This is a genomic window from Pantoea sp. GM01, assembly GCF_000282675.1.
In the GTDB taxonomy this organism is placed as follows: domain Bacteria; phylum Pseudomonadota; class Gammaproteobacteria; order Enterobacterales; family Enterobacteriaceae; genus Pantoea; species Pantoea nemavictus.
On record NZ_AKIU01000062.1, the window covers coordinates 1 to 18,474 of the forward strand.

Annotated in this window: 14 protein-coding genes; 5 read left to right on the plus strand and 9 right to left on the minus strand. The window is 56.5% G+C overall.

What is annotated here, in order from left to right; translation table 11 throughout:
- Window positions 1-15: 15 nt before the first annotated feature.
- Entirely contained in the window at window positions 16-372 is a 357-nt protein-coding gene (locus PMI17_RS18160; protein ID WP_007891289.1) for a DUF2500 domain-containing protein, read from the minus strand.
- A 164-nt stretch (window positions 373-536) separates the two neighbouring features.
- Between PMI17_RS18160 and PMI17_RS18165 the strand changes: the two genes are divergently transcribed.
- Complete coding sequence (locus PMI17_RS18165; protein WP_007891292.1) at window positions 537-1,166, plus strand: lysoplasmalogenase; 630 nt, start codon at window positions 537-539, stop codon at window positions 1,164-1,166.
- A 92-nt stretch (window positions 1,167-1,258) separates the two neighbouring features.
- Window positions 1,259-3,535: a zinc/cadmium/mercury/lead-transporting ATPase gene (locus PMI17_RS18170; protein ID WP_007891295.1), complete on the plus strand. Its 2,277-nt coding sequence runs from the start codon at window positions 1,259-1,261 to the stop codon at window positions 3,533-3,535.
- Here the strand turns inward: PMI17_RS18170 and tusA are convergent.
- A complete protein-coding gene (gene tusA / locus PMI17_RS18175) occupies window positions 3,532-3,777 on the minus strand; it encodes a sulfurtransferase TusA (protein ID WP_007891299.1) in 246 nt (81 codons plus the stop codon). The two genes, PMI17_RS18170 and tusA, sit on opposite strands and share 4 nt — an antisense overlap.
- A gap of 261 nt (window positions 3,778-4,038) precedes the next feature.
- Here tusA and PMI17_RS18180 point away from each other — a divergent pair, with 261 nt between their 5' ends.
- Both PMI17_RS18180 and PMI17_RS18185 read left to right on the plus strand, forming a co-directional pair.
- Complete coding sequence (locus PMI17_RS18180; RefSeq protein WP_007891302.1) at window positions 4,039-4,704, plus strand: 7-cyano-7-deazaguanine/7-aminomethyl-7-deazaguanine transporter; 666 nt, start codon at window positions 4,039-4,041, stop codon at window positions 4,702-4,704.
- A gap of 239 nt (window positions 4,705-4,943) precedes the next feature.
- The gene (locus PMI17_RS18185) at window positions 4,944-5,501 is read left to right on the plus strand and encodes a DcrB family lipoprotein (RefSeq protein WP_007891305.1); all 558 of its coding nucleotides are present in this window, start codon (window positions 4,944-4,946) and stop codon (window positions 5,499-5,501) included.
- Window positions 5,502-5,685: 184 nt separating this feature from the next.
- On the opposite strand, the gene glgP is transcribed toward PMI17_RS18185, so the two are convergent.
- The 6 genes from glgP to asd all read right to left on the minus strand — a co-directional run bounded on the left by glgP (window position 5,686) and on the right by asd (window position 16,587).
- On the minus strand, window positions 5,686-8,133 hold the full coding sequence (gene glgP, locus PMI17_RS18190; protein ID WP_007891307.1) for a glycogen phosphorylase: 2,448 nt from the start codon (window positions 8,131-8,133) through the stop codon (window positions 5,686-5,688).
- 21 nt (window positions 8,134-8,154) lie between these two features.
- A complete protein-coding gene (gene glgA / locus PMI17_RS18195) occupies window positions 8,155-9,588 on the minus strand; it encodes a glycogen synthase GlgA (protein WP_007891308.1) in 1,434 nt (477 codons plus the stop codon).
- Window positions 9,589-9,647: 59 nt separating this feature from the next.
- Complete coding sequence (gene glgC / locus PMI17_RS18200; RefSeq protein WP_007891309.1) at window positions 9,648-10,943, minus strand: glucose-1-phosphate adenylyltransferase; 1,296 nt, start codon at window positions 10,941-10,943, stop codon at window positions 9,648-9,650.
- A 10-nt stretch (window positions 10,944-10,953) separates the two neighbouring features.
- On the minus strand, window positions 10,954-12,933 hold the full coding sequence (glgX, locus tag PMI17_RS18205) for a glycogen debranching protein GlgX (protein WP_007891316.1): 1,980 nt from the start codon (window positions 12,931-12,933) through the stop codon (window positions 10,954-10,956).
- Window positions 12,933-15,119: a 1,4-alpha-glucan branching enzyme gene (gene glgB, locus PMI17_RS18210; protein WP_007891317.1), complete on the minus strand. Its 2,187-nt coding sequence runs from the start codon at window positions 15,117-15,119 to the stop codon at window positions 12,933-12,935. Before glgB ends, glgX begins: the two co-directional genes overlap by 1 nt.
- Window positions 15,120-15,477: 358 nt before the next feature.
- Complete coding sequence (gene asd, locus PMI17_RS18215) at window positions 15,478-16,587, minus strand: aspartate-semialdehyde dehydrogenase (RefSeq protein WP_007891318.1); 1,110 nt, start codon at window positions 16,585-16,587, stop codon at window positions 15,478-15,480.
- A 221-nt stretch (window positions 16,588-16,808) separates the two neighbouring features.
- Here asd and PMI17_RS18220 point away from each other — a divergent pair, with 221 nt between their 5' ends.
- A complete protein-coding gene (locus PMI17_RS18220) occupies window positions 16,809-17,402 on the plus strand; it encodes a YhgN family NAAT transporter (protein WP_007891319.1) in 594 nt (197 codons plus the stop codon).
- 93 nt (window positions 17,403-17,495) lie between these two features.
- Here the strand turns inward: PMI17_RS18220 and panS are convergent, their stop codons facing one another.
- On the minus strand, window positions 17,496-18,419 hold the full coding sequence (gene panS / locus PMI17_RS18225) for a ketopantoate/pantoate/pantothenate transporter PanS (protein ID WP_007891320.1): 924 nt from the start codon (window positions 18,417-18,419) through the stop codon (window positions 17,496-17,498).
- Window positions 18,420-18,474 lie beyond the last annotated feature (55 nt).

Sequence of the window (18,474 nt, forward strand, 5' to 3'; positions counted from 1 at the left end):
GGGGATTCATCAGCCCTACGGGGCCGGGGTAAAACTGACAAACCGCGTCCCTTTCATCTTCAACTCGCCCTTCACGCCCTTATCCATCTGATGATAATCGCTGGCGTTGACCGTCACTTTAATGTCACTCGCACCGTTCAGCGGATGGAACCAGGCTTCGTATTTCATATCCTCAGCCACAATCTCCTCGCGCTGACGCGAACGGCGATTGGGTGACGGGAATTCGCGTTTGGTTTTCACTTCCACGCTCAGCGAGCGCACCGGCGAGGCATCGTTCACCGCCGTTTCGCGGCGCTGTTTAATAAACTGACGGGTCGCCAATACGGCAATAATGGCCAGTACGATGAAAAAGATTAGCGGTGGTTTGCTCATGATTTATCTCGTGCTTTGCGTTAAGTCGGAACAGGAAAAGACGACAAAGCATACAACCAGAGTCGGCTGATTGTCACATTTGGCACCGGTAACTTACACTGAGTGAGTGATTTTGGGAAAATTCATCAAACTGGCGGACATTTCGTCCAGAAAAGGGAGAAAACATGCTTTGGTCTTTTCTTGCCGTACTTTTTTCCGGCTGGCTGTACGTCGATGCATCCTACCGCGGTCCGCAATGGCAGCGCTGGCTATTTAAACCCGTCACCTTACTGTTGCTCGTCGCCTGGGCATGGCAAGCGCCAACCTTCAACACCACCGATTATTTGATTCTGGCTGGCCTGGTTGCCACGCTGGTGGGTGATGCGTTGATGCTGTTGCCGCGTCAGCAAATGCTCTATGCGCTGGGCGCATTCTTCCTCTCGCATCTGCTTTACACCATCAGTTTTGCAGCGCATATGACCATGAGCTTCTTCTGGCCGATTCCTCTCACCTTCCTGATTATTGGCGTCATCGTTATCGGGATTCTGTGGACCAAACTGGAAGAGCTGCGCTGGCCAATTTGCACCTTGATCGGTATGACGCTGGTGATGAACTGGATGGCGGCGGAAAACTACTTCTTCCGTCCAACTGACTTCAGCTTCTCGCTGCTGGTCGGCGCCGCGTTGCTGCTGTTGGCCAACATCGTCTGGTTTATTTCGCATTATCGCCGCCGTTTCAGCGCCGATAGCGCCATCGTTGCCGCCTGCTACTTCGCCGGTCACTTCATGATTGCGCGTTCACTGTGGCTTTACTGAAGAAAAGCTAACCTTCCGCTTGACTCTGGAGTGGACTCCAGAGTGTAGCATTAGGGCGCGGGCATTAGCCCGCCCCTGATTCCGGAGGTTATATGCATCAACATGCTCATCCGTGCCGCTGTGGAAAATCCCACAGCCAGCCGCAGCCGCTGTGTTCCGTTCGCAGCATAAAACCCACGACCTTAAAAATCTCCGCCGCTCAGCCTGTGACTGTTGAAGGTGATTGTGGCTGTTGCGACAGCGATAGCGGCTCGCCCGGCGGCGATAGCGACGCCGAAAGCGACAGGCCCGCCCTCACCTCACACCAATTCCGCTGGCAAATAGCGGGCATGGATTGCCCCAGCTGCGCACGCAAAATCGAAACTGCCGTACAACGCGTACCGCAGGTACAGCAAGCACGGGTGATCTTCGCCAGTGAGAAACTGGTGGTCGATGCGGATCAGGACATCCGCACCACCATAGAACAGGTGGTGAAAAATGCCGGCTTTACGCTGACGGCTAACGATCCCCAATCAATCTCGTCCCCCGCAAGCCGCTGGCGGGAAAATGCCGGTTTGCTGCTGCTCGGCGTGCTAATGCTCGCCAGCTGGCTGCTGAGCCAGGTTTCACCGCTGTGGGGCGATCGTCTGTTTATTGCCACTACGCTGGTTGGTTTGGCACCTATTGCTCGCAGCGCGTGGCAACTGCTGCGCAACGGTTCGCCCTTTAGCATTGAGATGTTGATGAGCATCGCCGCTGCCGGCGCGCTGGTGATTGGTGCGCATGCTGAAGCCGCCATGGTGCTGCTGCTGTTCCAGCTGGGCGAACGCCTGGAAGCCTACGCCGCTGCGCGCGCGCGTCGCGGTGTCACCGCGCTGATGGCGTTGCGTCCCGATACCGCCACGCGTATTACGGGTAAGCAGCGTGAAAACGTCCGCTTAGAAGTGCTGCAGCCTGGCGATGTGATTGAAGTGGCGGCCGGTGGCCGTTTACCGGCAGATGGCGAATTACTGCATGCCGGCGCCAGCTTTGATGAAAGCGCATTGACTGGCGAATCATTGCCGGTGGCGCGTGAGCCTGGCGAACAGATCATGGCCGGCGCCACCAGCCTGGATCGTCTGGTAACGCTGAAAGTGATTTCCCAGCCCGGCCAAAGTGCTATCGACCGCATTCTGCAACTGATTGAGGAAGCCGAAACGCATCGCGCGCCGGTTGAGCGCTTTATCGATCGCTTCAGCCGCATCTATACGCCCGCCATTATGCTACTGGCACTGCTGGTGATGGTGCTGCCGCCGCTGCTTGGCTTCGGTGACTGGCTGCCGTGGATTTATAAAGGGCTGACGCTGCTGCTGATCGGCTGCCCGTGTGCGCTGGTGATCTCCACGCCGGCCGCCATTACCTCGGGATTAGCCGCCGCCGCACGTCAGGGCGCGTTGATCAAAGGCGGCGCGGCGCTGGAGCGTCTCAGTCGCGTAAGCCTGATGGCGTTCGACAAAACCGGCACGCTGACGGCGGGCAAACCGCAAGTCACCCATATTCAATCGTTTGGCGAAACAGCGGAAAATAGCTTGCTCAGCATCGCTGCTGCGGTAGAACAAGGCTCCACACATCCGCTGGCTCAGGCGATTGTCAGCGAAGCCGAGCGTCGTCAGCTCACCATTCCGCCCGCCTCACAGCAGCAAACGCTGGCGGGCAGCGGTATTCGTGCCGAAATTGATGGCGTGACCTACCAGTTACTTACGCCCCGTGAAGCCAAATATCTCGACGAGGTACAGCAGCAGCAGGTGGCCGAACTGGAGGCGCAGGGGCAAACCGTGGTGCTGCTATTGCAGCAGCAACAGGTGCTCGGCGCATTAGCGCTGCGCGATCGGTTGCGTGAAGAGGCGATTAGCGCGCTGGCTGAGCTGCAAAAACTTGGCATAAATAGCGTGATGCTGACCGGTGACAACCCGCGCGCAGCCGCCGCGATTGCCGCCGAGTTACGCATTGATTATCGCGCGGGTTTGCTGCCTGCCGATAAAGTTGCGGCAGTGCGACAGCTGGGCGCACAGCAATCATTGGCGATGGTAGGCGACGGCATCAACGATGCGCCCGCCATGAAAGCCGCGAGCATGGGCATTGCCATGGGCAGCGGCACCGATGTCGCGCTGGAGGCCGCCGATATGGCGCTGACGCAAAATCAGCTGGCGATTTTGCCGCGCGCGGTGGTGCTGGCACGGCGCACGCGCGCCATCATCCGGCAGAACGTGGCGTTGGCGCTGGGCCTGAAGGCGATTTTCCTCGTCACCACGCTGCTCGGCTTTACCGGTTTGTGGTTGGCGGTGCTAGCTGATTCCGGTGCCACCGCATTGGTTACGGCGAATGCACTGCGCTTACTGCGTCAGCGTTAAGCGCCTTTTTTGATGAGAAACTGGTACGGCAGGCTTTCGGTCTGTTGTGCCAGCAGCTGATGTTCCATAAAACGGCAGAAACCGGGAATATCGCGCGTGGTGGCGGGATCATCGGCGATGATCAGCAAGGTTTCACCGGCCTGCATGCTGCGCACGGTTTTGCGCACCATCATTACCGGTTCCGGGCAGCGCAGGCCAAGGGCATCAAGCTGATGGTCAGGCGCAGAAAAGGGATCGCTCATGATTCTCTGTCTGTTGTTAATGATGGGCGCACATTCTAGCGCGCAAATTAGCCAACGCAAGGCGATAACGATTGCGTTAAAATTAACCATTGCATAAATTGCGCAACGCGTTAAGATGCCGCCGATTTTTAAATTGCTACCATATTCCGCCCTAAATAATTCGAGCTGTAGCAAGGCGGCAAGTGCGAGCAGCCAACGCAGCTACAGCTTGAAGTATGACGGGCAATGGGTTCCCTCACCCCACGATTAAAAAGGTCCTACATGATTGCTTTTTCTGCACGTCAGCGCATGCATGCGCTGTTTTGGCTATCGCTTTTCCATCTGCTGGTGATCACCTCCAGTAACTATCTGGTACAGCTGCCGGTTTCTATCTTCGGCTTCCACACCACCTGGGGCGCGTTCAGCTTTCCGTTTATTTTCCTCGCTACCGATCTTACCGTGCGCATCTTTGGCGCGCCGCTGGCGCGTCGCATTATTCTGGCGGTGATGATTCCGGCGCTGGTGATCTCCTATCTTGTGTCGTGCGTGTTTTATCAGGGCGAATGGCAGGGTTGGGCTTCACTGGAAGAGGTGAATCTGTTTGTCGCGCGTATCGCCTGCGCCAGCTTTATGGCTTATGCGCTGGGCCAGATTCTCGACGTACACGTTTTTAACCGTTTGCGCCGTTTATCACAGTGGTGGATTGCCCCGGCAGCAGCGATGTTCCTCGGAAATATTAGCGATACGCTGGCCTTCTTTTTCATCGCTTTCTACAAGAGTCCAGACCCGTTTATGGCCACGCATTGGGTCGAGATCGCTCTGGTGGATTACAGCTTCAAAGTGCTGATCTGCATGATCTTCTTCCTGCCCGCTTACGGCGTACTGCTCAATGCTATGCTGAAGCGATTAGCCGAGCGTTCCGCGCAGCAGCAGATCAATTTCGGCTAATTGCACATATACATAACGCCATGGCACGCTAAGATTTCCTGACATACCGGCGGTTGCTTTTAACCGCCGATTCCGTTTTTATAGCCGTCATACTTCAAACGGCAGATGCGTTGGCTGCGCGCGTTCACCCAATCACTTACTCATGTAAGCTCATGGGTTCACGCGCTTACCGCCTTTCTGCCGCTTGAATTATTTAGGCTATAAACCTAAACGACTGGAATCATGTAAAAGGGAAAAGAATGCGTAACGTAGTGAAATATGTGGGTATTGGCCTGCTGGTGATCGGCCTGGCGGCATGTGACCAGAAGAAAGATGATGCGGCAGCAAACAGTAACGGTGCCAGCGCCAGCCAGTCTGCTCAGACGGTTAATCTGATGGACGGCAAGCTGAGCTTCTCACTGCCGGCGGGCATGTCTGACAAGAGCGGCAAACTCGGCTCTGAATCGACTAACATGCACGTCTATGCCGACGAAACCGGGCAGCGCGCAATTATCGTGATTGCAGGCGATCCAACTAACGAAGCGCTTGATGCGCTGGCGCAGCGTCTGGAACAGCAGCAGCGCAGCCGCGATCCGCAGCTGCAGGTGGTGTCGAACAAAGCGGTTACGTTGAAAGATCAGCCGGCTCAGCAGCTGGATACGGTGATTGCTGCCAACAACCAGACTTCATGGTCTTCAGTGATTCTGGCGAAAGTGGACGGCAAACTGCTGACGCTGCAAATTACCTTGCCAGCGGATAACCAGCAGCAGGCACAGAGCGATGCTGATGGGATCGTAAAGAGCATTACCCTGAAGTAATACCCTTCATCCTTTGAACGGCAGGTGCGTTGGCTGCATTCGTTCACCCCGGTCACTTACTACAGTAAGCTCCCGGGGATTCGCTCATTTGCCGCCTTCCTGCCGTCCAAATGATTTTGGGTATCAACTTGGATGTTCACGTAAGATCGCCATTCATGGCGACCTGGTTCAGGAATTCCCCGCTTTACAACCTCACTGGCGAAATGTGCCAGATCTCATCCGCATACTCCTGAATGGTTCGGTCCGACGAGAAATACCCCATATTGGCGATATTCAGCGCCGCGCTGCGTTGCCACTTGTCCGGTTGACGATAAAGCTTGTCCACCTTGTCCTGCGTGTCTACATAGCTGCGATAATCCGCCAGCAGCTGATAGTGATCGCCGAAGTTCACCAACGCATCGAACAGATTGCGGTAGCGGCCTGGCTCCTGCGGACTGAACACGCCGCTGGCGATTTGCGTCAGCGCCTGATGCAGTTCGGGATCGTCCTCGTAATACTTACGCGGGTTGTAGCCGTCGGTACGCAGCTTCTCGACCTGCGGCGTGGTGTTACCGAAGATAAAGATGTTCTCCTTGCCGACATGATCCAGCATCTCAACGTTGGCGCCATCCAGTGTGCCAATCGTTAACGCGCCGTTCAGCGCAAACTTCATGTTACTGGTGCCCGATGCTTCGGTGCCAGCAGTGGAGATCTGCTCAGAGAGATCCGCCGCGGGAATAATGATCTGCGCCAGGCTCACGCCATAGTTGGGAATGAACACCACCTTCAGCTTGTTCTTCACCTGCGGATCGTTGTTGATCACGTTGGCGACGTCGTTGATCAAGTGGATGATGTGCTTCGCCACGTAATACGCCGAAGCGGCCTTGCCGGCGAAGATATTCACGCGCGGCACCCATTCAGCGGTGGGGTCGGCCTTGATGCGGTTATAGCGCGTAATCACGTGCAGGACGTTGAGTAACTGACGTTTATATTCGTGGATACGTTTGATCTGCACATCAAACAGCGCATGCGGATCGAGCACGATATCCATGTTTTTCGCCACCCAATCCGCCAGGCGTTTTTTGTTGGCGAATTTGGCATCGGCGATCTGCTCGATAAAGGCCGGATAGTCGACCTGCGACGTCAGTTCGTTGAGCTGGCCGAGATCGGTACGCCAGTTGCGACCAATCGCCTCATCCAGCACCTCAGACAGCGCCGGATTGGCCAGCGCCAGCCAGCGACGCGGCGTCACGCCGTTGGTTTTATTGCAGAAACGGCCAGGGAATAGCCGCGCGAAGTCAGCGAACAGCGATTGCACCATCAAGTTGGAGTGCAACTCGGACACGCCGTTGACCTTGTGGCTCACCACCACCGCCAGCCACGCCATGCGAATGCGGCGGCCGTCATTTTCGTCGATGATCGAGATGCGCGACATCAAATCCCAATCATCCGGATAGTATTCCTGGATGGTTTTCAGGAAGTAGTCATTGATTTCAAAGATAATGCTGAGATGACGCGGCAGGATCTTGCCGATCATATCCACCGGCCAGGTTTCCAGCGCTTCGGTCATCAGCGTGTGGTTGGTGTAGGAGAACACCTGGCAAGTCACTTCAAACGCATCGTCCCAGCTGAACTTCTGTTCGTCGATTAACAGACGCATCAGTTCAGGGATCGCCAGCACCGGATGGGTATCGTTGAGGTGGATGGCGATTTTGTCCGGCAGATTGTCCCAGGTTTCATGCATCTGCCAGTGACGATTGAGAATATCCTGCACCGTCGAGGAGACGAGGAAATACTCCTGACGCAGGCGCAACTCGCGGCCGGAATAGGTTGAGTCATCAGGATAGAGCACGCGTGAGACGTTTTCCGAGTGGTTTTTATCTTCCACTGCGGCAAAGTAATCGCCCTGATTGAACTTACCGAGATTGATTTCGTTACTGGCCTGCGCGCCCCACAGGCGCAGCGTGTTGGTGGCATCAGTATCAAATCCGGGGATGATCTGATCGTAAGCCATCGCTACGATCTCTTCGGTTTCTACCCAGCGCACCCGCGCACCTTCATGCTGTAAACGGCCACCAAAACGTACTTTGTAGCGCGTGTTAAAGCGCTGGAATTCCCATGGATTGCCATATTCCAGCCAGTAATCCGGCGATTCGCGCTGCTGGCCGTCGACAATATTCTGCTTAAACATACCGTAATCGTAACGAATGCCGTAGCCGCGCCCCGGTAAACCGAGCGTGGCGAGCGAATCGAGGAAGCAGGCCGCTAAACGTCCCAAGCCGCCGTTACCGAGGCCGGGATCGTTCTCCTCTTCCATCAGCTCGCTGAGGTCGAGTCCCATCTCGTCCAGCGCCTGATTGAGATCGTCATAAATGCCCATCGCCAGCAACGCGTTGCCGAGCGTGCGCCCCATCAGGAACTCCATCGACAGGTAATAAACCTGCCGCACATCCTGCGAGAGCTGCGCGCGGCTGGAGCGCAGCCAGCGTTCCACCATGCGATCACGCACCGCCAGCAGCGCGGCATTCAGCCACTCATGCTTATTCGCGATCGATGGATCTTTACCAATAGTAAACATCAGCTTATAGGCGATTGAGTGCTTCAGCGCGTCAACCGTCAGCGTGGGTGAGGCATAGGTGAAAGGTGCATTCATATCAAGTATCCCAATCTCTCATTACAGCAAACGTTGATAAAGATCGCGGTAGGCTTGTGCTGCCACCTGCCAACTAAAATCCATCCCCATTGCCTGCCGCTGAACGTAACGCCAGAGTGCAGGTCGAGACCACAGAACAAATGCGCGCCGAATCGCCCGCAGCAGCGACCAGGCATTACTGTCTTCAAAGGTAAAGCCGCTGGCGACGCCGTCTGCCAGGTTTTCCAGTGAACTGTCTTGCACCGTATCCGCCAGCCCGCCGGTACGACGCACCAGCGGCAGCGTGCCGTATTTCAAGCCGTACAGCTGAGTTAAGCCGCACGGCTCAAAGCGGCTCGGCACCATGATCACATCCGCGCCGCCAACAATGCGGTGCGAGAAGGCTTCGTGATAACCAATCTGCACGCCCACGCGACCCGGATGTTCCGCCGCTGCCGCGAGGAAACCTTGCTGCAGCTCGGCATCGCCCTGGCCAAGCAGCACCAGCTGCCCGCCCTGCGCCAGCAAGCCCGGCAGCGCTTCCAGCACCAGATCCAGCCCTTTTTGTTTGGTCAGACGACTGATCACGCAGAACACCGGCGCTTTATCATCGACCTTCAAGCCCATGGCAATCTGCAGCTGGCGTTTGTTTTCAGCTTTGCTCTCCAGCGTTTCGCTGTCGTAGCGCGCGGTGAGCAGTAAATCATGCGCCGGGTCCCAAATCCCCGGATCGACACCGTTCAGAATCCCGCTAAGCCGCCCTTCGCGCAGCCGCTGTTCCAGCAGCGACTCCATGCCGTAACCAAACTCCGGTCGGGTAATTTCCAGCGCATAAGTGGGGCTGACCGCCGTAATATGATCGGCATAGAACAGTCCCGCCTTGAGGTAGGAAATTTGCCCAAAGAACTCCAGCCCATGCATGTCGAAGAAGGCGCGCGGAATCTGTATTTCATCCAGATGGCGCGCGGAAAACAGCCCTTGATAGGCCAGGTTATGCACGGTAAACACCGTTTTCGCCGGGCCACCGCGCGCCGCGATATAGGCGCAGGTTAAGCCCGCATGCCAGTCATGCGCGTGCACGATATCGGGCTGCCAGTTCATATCCAGCCCGCTGGCAATCTCCGCACCCATCCAGCCGAGCAGCGCGAAACGCAGGTAATTATCCACATAAGCGAATTGCGATGTGTCGTGATAAGGACTGCCGGGACGTTCATACAGTCCCGGCGCATCAATTAAATAAATACCAACGCCGTTAAATTGTCCAAAAAGTAAACGAACCGGCCCGGCAAAAGTTTGTAGCTCCGCCACAATTTCAGTATCAGGAATCCCTTTACGCAGATCCGGATAAGCGGGAATCAGCACCCGCGCATCCGCTCCTTCGGCGATTTGCGCCTGTGGTAATGCACCGACCACATCAGCCAATCCGCCCGTTTTCAACAGCGGGAAAAGCTCTGAACAGACATGTAAAACCAGCATCCTGAACCCCTATTGTTATCGCATGCGTTCCACGCGGCAATTATCTCTATGCTCTTTCGTCACTTACTGACCGCTGCGGCCAATTTGGCCAGCATGGCGCGCGTCACCAGTACGATGCCCTCTTCTGAACGGTAAAAACGTCGGCTGTCTTCATCGGGGTTTTCGCCAATGACCATGCCTTCTGGTAATTCGCAGGCGCGATCGATCACGCAGCGACGCAGACGACACGATCGGCCAACCACCACATCGGGCAGCAATACAGCTGAATCAATGTTGCAAAACGAGTTAATGCGGATACGTGGGAATAGCACGGAGTTCACCACCACCGAGCCGGAGATGATGCAGCCGCCAGAGACCAGCGAGTTCATCGTCATACCGTGGCTACCGGAACGATCCTGCACAAACTTCGCCGGTGGCAGCGGCTCCATATGGGTGCGAATCGGCCAGCTGTGGTCGTACATATCCAGTTCTGGCGTAACGGAAGCCAGGTCGAGGTTAGCGCGCCAGTAAGCTTCCAGCGTTCCGACATCACGCCAGTACGGCTCGGCGTTTTCATCAACCTGCACGCAAGAGAGCGTGAATGAGTGCGCATACGCCTCGCCGCTGGCCACGATTTTTGGCAGCAGATCTTTGCCGAAATCGTGGCTGGAATCGGCCACCTGCAGGTCTTCTTCCAGCAGCTGATACAGATAATCGGCGTTGAACACGTAAATGCCCATGCTGGCCAGCGCTCGGCTGTCGTCACCCGGCATTGACGGCGGCTGCGGTGGTTTTTCCACAAAATCGATCACGTTGTTCTCGGCATCGACCGCCATCACGCCAAACGCCGTGGCTTCGGCCAGCGGCACCGGCAAACAGGCGATGGTGCATTTGGCACCGCGATCGACGTGGTCGAGCAGCATGCGCGAGTAGTCCATCTTGTAGATGTGATCCCCGGCGAGAATCACGATGTACTGCGCGTTGTAACGGCGAATAATGTCGAGGTTTTGCGTCACCGCATCGGCGGTACCGCGATACCAATGTTCGGTGGCGGCACGCTGCTGCGCGGGCAACAGATCGACAAATTCGTTCATCTCTTCATTAAACAGCGACCAGCCGCGCTGGATGTGCTGCACCAGCGTATGTGACTGATATTGAGTGATCACGCCGATGCGCCGGATGCCCGAGTTGATGCAGTTGGACAGCGCAAAGTCGATGATGCGGAACTTGCCGCCGAAGTGCACGGCAGGTTTAGCGCGTTTCGCGGTGAGATCTTTCAGGCGCGTACCGCGCCCGCCAGCAAGGATCAAGGCAACCGTTTGTGTAGGGAGCTGGCGCGCCAGCATCAGATGATCTGTTCTATCTAATTTCACCATGTCTGACTCCTTATGATTGCTTTAGGAACACGCACACACCGTGTGCGGGACCGTGCCAGACAGTTGTCAGGATGGGGTTATCTTCCCCGGCGAAAGGAGGAATGGCACGCCACTCTCCGTCTGGTAAGGCGATATCACTCACCGATTCCGTGGCGTTTATTGTTATTAACCAGCGGCCGGAGAGCAGGATCTGCATTCTGTGCGTCCCCTGTTCCCACTGCTCTTTTTCCAGTGGTTTGCCGCTGGCATTACACCACTGCACGTTGCCATCGCCCTCCTGCCACCAGCGATCCGCCGTCAGCGCAGGGATGCGCTGGCGCAGGCGGATTAACGCAGCAGTGAAGTCGACCAGTCCAAAATCATCGTGTTGCCAGTTGAGCCAGGTGAGCGGATTGTCCTGGCAATAGGCGTTGTTGTTACCGTGCTGGCTGTGGCCGCGTTCGTCGCCCGCCAGCAGCATCGGCGTGCCCTGCGCCAGCAGCAGCGTGGTAAGCAAGCCGTGCACGCTGCGCCGCCGCCGTTCGACAATATCGAAGTTGACCTGCAGCCCCTCTTTGCCATGGTTATGGCTGAAGTTGCTGCTGCTGCCATCACGATTGTCTTCGCCGTTGGCCTGATTGTGTTTGTGGTTGAAGCTCACCACATCGCGCAGCGTGAAGCCGTCGTGCGCGGTGATCAAATTGATACTGGCATGCGGCAGACGCGCCTCACGCTGAAATACGTCGCTGGATGCGGCAAAACGGCGGGCAAAATCGCCGTTATTCAGCTGACCATGCAGCCAGTAACGGCGCGCCGCATCGCGAAAATGGTCGTTCCACTCGGCAAAGTCCGGCGGGAAATTGCCTACCTGATAACCGCCGGGACCGATATCCCACGGCTCAGCAATCAGCTTCACCTGCGAGAGCAGCGGACACGCTTTGATGGCGGCAAACAGCGGCGCATCCTGCTGAAACGCCGGCGTGCGGCCCAGCACGCTGGCAAGGTCAAAGCGGAAGCCATCAATGTGGCAAGCGCGCACCCAGTAGCGCAGCGCTTCCAGCACCCACTCCATCACCTGGGGATGACTAAGATTCAGGGTGTTGCCGCAGCCGGTCCAGTTTTGATAATTGCCGTTGTTATCAAGCCAGTAATAGCTGGCGTTATCCACGCCGCGTTGGGAAATCGTCGGCCCGATCTCTTCCAGTTCAGCGGTATGGTTGAACACCACATCCAGAATCACTTCTATGCCCGCCGCATGCAGCGCTTTCACTGCCTGCTGAAACTCCTGCAGCGGTGATAAACCGTTCTCACCGGATGCGTAACGTGCATCCACCGCCCACAGAGCAAACGGGTTATAGCCCCAGTAATTGCTCAACCCTAAGCGGCGCAGGCGCGGTTCGCTGGTGAATTGGGCAATCGGCAACAACTCCAGCGCGGTGATTCCCAGATGACGCAGGTACTTCACCATAGCAGGATGACCTAGCGCCGCATAAGTCCCGCGCAGCCTTTCCGGAATTTCCGGATGCTGCTGCGTTAAGCCACGCACGTGCGCTTCATAAATCACCGTATTGCCCCACGACGTGCGCAACGGTTGATCCGCTTCCCAGTCAAAATCTTCAGCGATCACTAAGGATTTCGGCGCAACAGCGGCGTTATCCTGGTTATCAGGCTCACGTTCGCCGCCGTGAAAACGCGCATCGTCCAATACATCGCCCGCCACCGCTTTGGCGCAGGGATCGACCAGCAGCTTGGCAGGATTGAAGCGATGCCCTTGCTGTGGTGCCCAGGGGCCGTGTACGCGATAGCCATAGCGCTGGCCTGGCTTTAGCGCAGGAAAATAGCCGTGCCAGATATCACCGCTACGCGCGGGCAGCGGAAAGCGACGCTCAGCACCGTGCGCGTCAAACAGGCACAGCTCGACCTGCTCGGCGTGCTGGGAAAACAGCGTGAAATTAACGCCCTGCCCATCGTAATGTGCACCTAACGGTTTCGGCTGCCCCCGCTCCAGCATCAGTCGCTCTCCCGCACCAGCCAAAGCGTTGCCAGCGGTGGCAAGGTCAAACTCAGCGATTGCGGCCGACCGTGGCTTTCAATCTCATCGGTGTGCACCACGCCGTGATTGCGCGTGTCGCTGCCGTGGTAGTCGTGCTGGTCGGTGTTCATTATTTCACGCCAGCCGCCACGCTGATTAACGCCAAAGCGATAGCTGTTTCGCGCCACCGGCGTGAAGTTACTCACTACAATGATTTCGTTGCCCTCGCGATCGCGGCGCGCAAAGACAAACACCGAATTCTCGTGATCGTCGACCACCAGCCACTCAAAACCTTGCCCATCGAAATCGAGCTGATGCAGTGGCGTGAAGTGGCGATAGGTGTGGTTGAGATCGCGCACCAGACGCTGCACGCCGTTGTGCCAGTTATCCTCGCCTTCCAGCAGATGCCAGTCGAGGCTGCTGTCGTGGTTCCACTCGCGCCCCTGAGCAAATTCGTTGCCCATAAATTGCAGCTTCTTACCCGGGAAGCCCCACATCCAGCCGTAGTAGGCGCGCAGGTTGGCAAATTTCTGCCAGGCATCGCCCGGCATGCGATCGAGGATTGAACGCTTGCCGTGCACCACTTCGTCGTGCGACAGCGGCAGCACAAAGTTTTCGGTGTAGTTGTAGAGCATACCGAAGGTCATCAGCTGGTGATGGTAGCGACGATGCACTGGATCGAGCTTCATGTAATCCAGCGTGTCGTGCATCCAGCCGAGGTTCCATTTGAACCAGAAACCGAGGCCGCCATCTTCCGATGGCCGCGTGACGCCGGGATAGTCGGTAGATTCCTCCGCCACCGTCACGCTGCCCGGTGCGGTGCGGCCCAATATGCGGTTGGTGTGCCGCAGGAACGAAATCGCTTCGAGGTTTTCACGGCCGCCAAACTGGTTGGGTACCCATTCACCTTCGGCGCGGCTGTAGTCGCGGTAGATCATTGAAGCCACCGCATCGACGCGCAGCCCATCAATACCAAAGCGTTCCATCCAGTACAAAGCATTACCGGAGAGATAATTGCTCACCTCGCGACGCCCGAAGTTGTAGATCAGCGTGTTCCAGTCCTGATGGAAACCTTCGCGCGGATCGCTGTGTTCGTAGAGTTCGGTGCCGTCAAATTTCGCCAGACCAAAGTCATCGCTTGGGAAGTGGCCCGGCACCCAATCGAGCAGCACGTTGATGCCGGCATCATGCGCGGCCGCGACAAAGTGGCGAAACTCATCGCGCGTACCGAAACGGCGTGTAGGCGCATACATGCCAAGCGGTTGATAGCCCCAGCTGCCATCGAACGGATGCTCGTTAATCGGCATCAATTCGATGTGAGTAAAACCCATCTCTTTGACATAGGGAATCAGCTGTTCCGCCAGCTCTTTGTAACTTAACCAGAAGTTGTCATCGGTATGACGTCGCCACGAGCCGAGGTGCACTTCGTAAATCGAAATCGGCTGGTCGAACCCATTTGCGGCTTTGCGCTGCGGCTGCATCTCGGTTTTCGGCGGCAGGCCGCAGATCATCGAAGCGGTTTGCGGGCGCATCTGTGCTTCAAAGGCGAAAGGATCGGCTTTGATGCGCATCTGGCCGGAATTATCCACGATTTCGAATTTATACAGTTGGCCATTCACCGCGCCCGGCACGAACAGTTCCCAGACGCCCAGTTCACGGCGGAAACGCATCGGATGGCGTCGACCATCCCAGAAGTTGAATTCGCCCACCACCGACACACGACGCGCGTTCGGTGCCCAGACGGCGAAGCGCGTACCGTGCACGCCATCAATGGTGGTGCCGTGCGCGCCAAGAGTTTCGTACGGACGCAGGTGCGTACCTTCGCCCAGCAGCCAGGCATCCATTTCGGCCAGCAGCGGGCCAAAGCGATAGGCATCATCAATCAGGTTTTGCTGGCCGTGCCAGTTCACCGCCAGCTGATAGCCAAACAGATTTTTACGGCGCGGAATCACGCCACAAAAGAAGCCGCGTGAGTCAAGACAGGTCAGCTGGGCGCATTTGCGTCCAGTATTGGTTTCAATCACCCACACATCGGAGGCATCGGGCAGCAGCGCGCGAACTTCAAGGCCCGCGGCAGTTTGGTGCATCCCCAGTAAGGAAAAGGGATCGGCATAATTCCCGGCAAAAAGGGCATTGATCGCCTGGCGATCGGGAAGCTCTGACATGACTTTCTTCCTATGATTTTGCGCAGGCGACCAGAGTCGGCAGGATTATCGCCTCGGGTGCGCTGCTTTTCATTGAGCCATAGGTACACCGCGAGGACACAACCGTCCGTGGGAAAGATCATCGCCGTGTACAACAAACCATTCAGTTCGAAAAAACGAAAACAGTTAACAACCGGCACATCTCTGTTAAATCATAGCTTGGGGATGGCAGAAGCCATGGAGGATTGCGAAAAATTGTTGTCGGGCGAGCAAAAAAGGGAAGCGGATCACTTGTCAGGCGCAATTTGTACGATTTTTTGCAGCCTGGATGACACAAAAAAGGCCGGGAAACCCCGGCCTGACTGGTTTGCCGCTGCGCTTAGTCGATCAGCAAACGCAGCATGCGACGCAGCGGTTCAGCCGCGCCCCACAGTAACTGATCGCCTACGGTGAAGGCGGAAAGGTATTCCGGCCCCATGTTCAGTTTGCGCAGGCGCCCCACTGGCGTAGTCAGCGTGCCGGTGACGGCAGCTGGCGTTAGTTCACGCATGGTGATGTCGCGATCGTTTGGCACCACTTTCACCCACTCGTTGTGGGAAGCCAGCAGCTGTTCAATTTCGCTCAGCGGCAGATCTTTTTTCAGCTTCAGGGTGAATGCCTGGCTGTGGCAGCGCAGTGCGCCAACGCGTACGCACAGGCCATCAACCGGAATCACACTACTGGTACGCAGGATTTTGTTGGTTTCCGCCTGACCTTTCCACTCTTCGCGGCTCTGGCCGTTATCCAGCTGCTTGTCGATCCATGGAATCAGGCTGCCCGCCAGCGGTACGCCGAAATTATCGGTTGGCAAGGTGCCTGAACGGGTGAAATCAGTGACGCTGCGCTCGATATCCAGAATCGCCGAAGCGGGGTTCTGCAGCGAGGTGGCAACATGGTCGTGCAGCATGCCCATCTGCGTCAGCAGTTCACGCATGTGGCGTGCGCCGCCGCCGGATGCCGCCTGATAAGTGGCTACCGAAGCCCACTCAACCAGATCGTTGGCAAACAGGCCGCCCAGCGACATCAGCATCAGGCTGACGGTGCAGTTACCGCCGACGAAGGTTTTGATGCCGTTGTCGAGGCCCTGACGAATCACGTTATGGTTGACCGGATCGAGAATGATGATGGCGTCATCTTTCATACGCAGCGTGGAAGCCGCATCAATCCAGTAACCCTGCCAGCCGCTTTCGCGCAGCTTCGGATAGACTTCACTGGTGTAATCACCGCCCTGGCAGGTGATAATAATATCCAGCGCCTTCAGCGCCTCGATATCAAAAGCATCCTGCAGCGCACCGGTCGACTTACCGCCGAACGTCGGCGCCGCCTGACCAAGCTGTGACGTGGAGAAAAAGACCGGATTGATGACATCAAAATCGCGTTCTTCGCTCATACGTGACATCAGCACTGAGCCGACCATGCCACGCCAACCAATAAAACCTACATTCTTCATTTTCTGTCCGTCTCGGGTGTTCTCGAAGGAAGCCCTAAGTGGTGCGAGGAAAAGACGGGCCGGATAATCCTGCCCGTCTGCGTAATAATCAGGTTTACCTATGACCGTCAACTCTACAAAATGCAGCCTTTCTGGCAAGTGAATTAATTCGATTGCGCTAACTTTTTCAGCAATACAACTAATAATGGCCCCGGCCAAATAGATAGGATGGTTTACCTGACATGACTGAGATGATATCCGCGACCATATTGCTGCTGTTAATTATGGACCCGCTGGGCAACCTGCCGATCTTTATGTCGGTACTGAAGCATCTGGAACCCAAGCGCCGCCGCGTGGTGCTGATGCGTGAAATGCTGATCGCGCTGGCCCTGATGCTGCTGTTTTTATTCGCCGGTGAACGCATTCTGACGTTTCTTAACCTGCGCACCGAAACCGTGTCGATCTCCGGCGGTATCATTCTGTTCCTGATCGCCATCCGCATGATTTTTCCCTCCGCCGAAACCAGCACCAGCGGCTTGCCGGCCGGCGAAGAGCCGTTCCTCGTGCCGCTGGCAATTCCCTTAGTGGCTGGCCCGTCACTGCTGGCGACATTGATGCTGTTGTCGCATCAATATCCCAATCAGATGACGCATCTGGTTGGCGCGCTGCTGATTGCCTGGGGCGTAACGGTGGCGATCTTGCTGATGTCAGGGCTATTTTTACGCCTGCTCGGCGATAAAGGTGTTAACGCGCTGGAACGCCTGATGGGTTTGATTTTGATTATGCTGGCAACGCAGATGTTTCTGGATGGGATTCGTACTTATCTGAAGCTGTAATGCAAAACGGTGCGCATAAATGCGCACCCTACGACAAACCGGTGCGATCGTAGGGTCGCCATTCATGGCGACCACTGTTCATGGCGACCGCGATTATTTCTGCTGTTTGTCGATCGGTTTACCCGACCAGTAGCCAGCCAGCAGCGAACCTGACAGGTTGTGCCACACTGAGAACAGCGCGCCCGGCAGTGCTGCCAGCGGCGAGAAGTAGAGTTTGCCCAGCGTCGCCGCCAGACCGGAGTTCTGCATGCCCACTTCCAGCGCCAGCGTGCGGCAGGTGGATTCGTCGAAGCCAAACAGTTTGCCGCCCCAATAACCGCCCAGCAGACCAATCGCGTTGTGCAGAATCACCGCCACAATCACCATCAAACCCACCGAACCAATAAAGCTTTGGCTACCCGCCACCACCGCGCTGATGATCAACAGAATACAGAGCATGGAGAACGCTGGCAGATAAGGCTCAACGCGGCGCACCACGCTGTTCATGGAGTGGTGGACAATCAGGCCGAGGCTAATCGGAATCACTACGATTTTCACGATGCTGAGCAGCATGCCAACCACATCAACCTGAATGTGCGTATCAACGTAGAAGCGCGTCAGCAGCGGCGTGGCAAATACGCCCACCAGCGCTGACACTGATGAGATAGTGACTGACAGTGCCACATCGCCCTTCGCCAGATAGATCATCACGTTAGATGCGGTACCGCTCGCCACGCTGCCGACCAGAATCATGCCCGCTGCCAGATCCGGCGGCATCTGGAACAGTTTCGCCAGGCCCCATGCGGCCAGTGGCATCACCAGATAGTGCAGAAAGGTGCCGGCAATTACCGGCGCCGGGCGCACCAGTACGCGTTTGAAATCATCAATATTGAGCGTTACGCCCATGCCGAACATAATCAGCATTAGCAGATAGGTGACCCACGGACCGATACCGAGAAAGGTGGAGGGCGAGTAATAAGCAGCGACCGAGAGCAGCACGGCCCAGAGCGGGAACAGGCGGGTAAGTTTGCCGAGCATAACCAGACTTCCTTAGGGATTTTTTTAATATTGCCACAGATGAAATGTCGCGCAG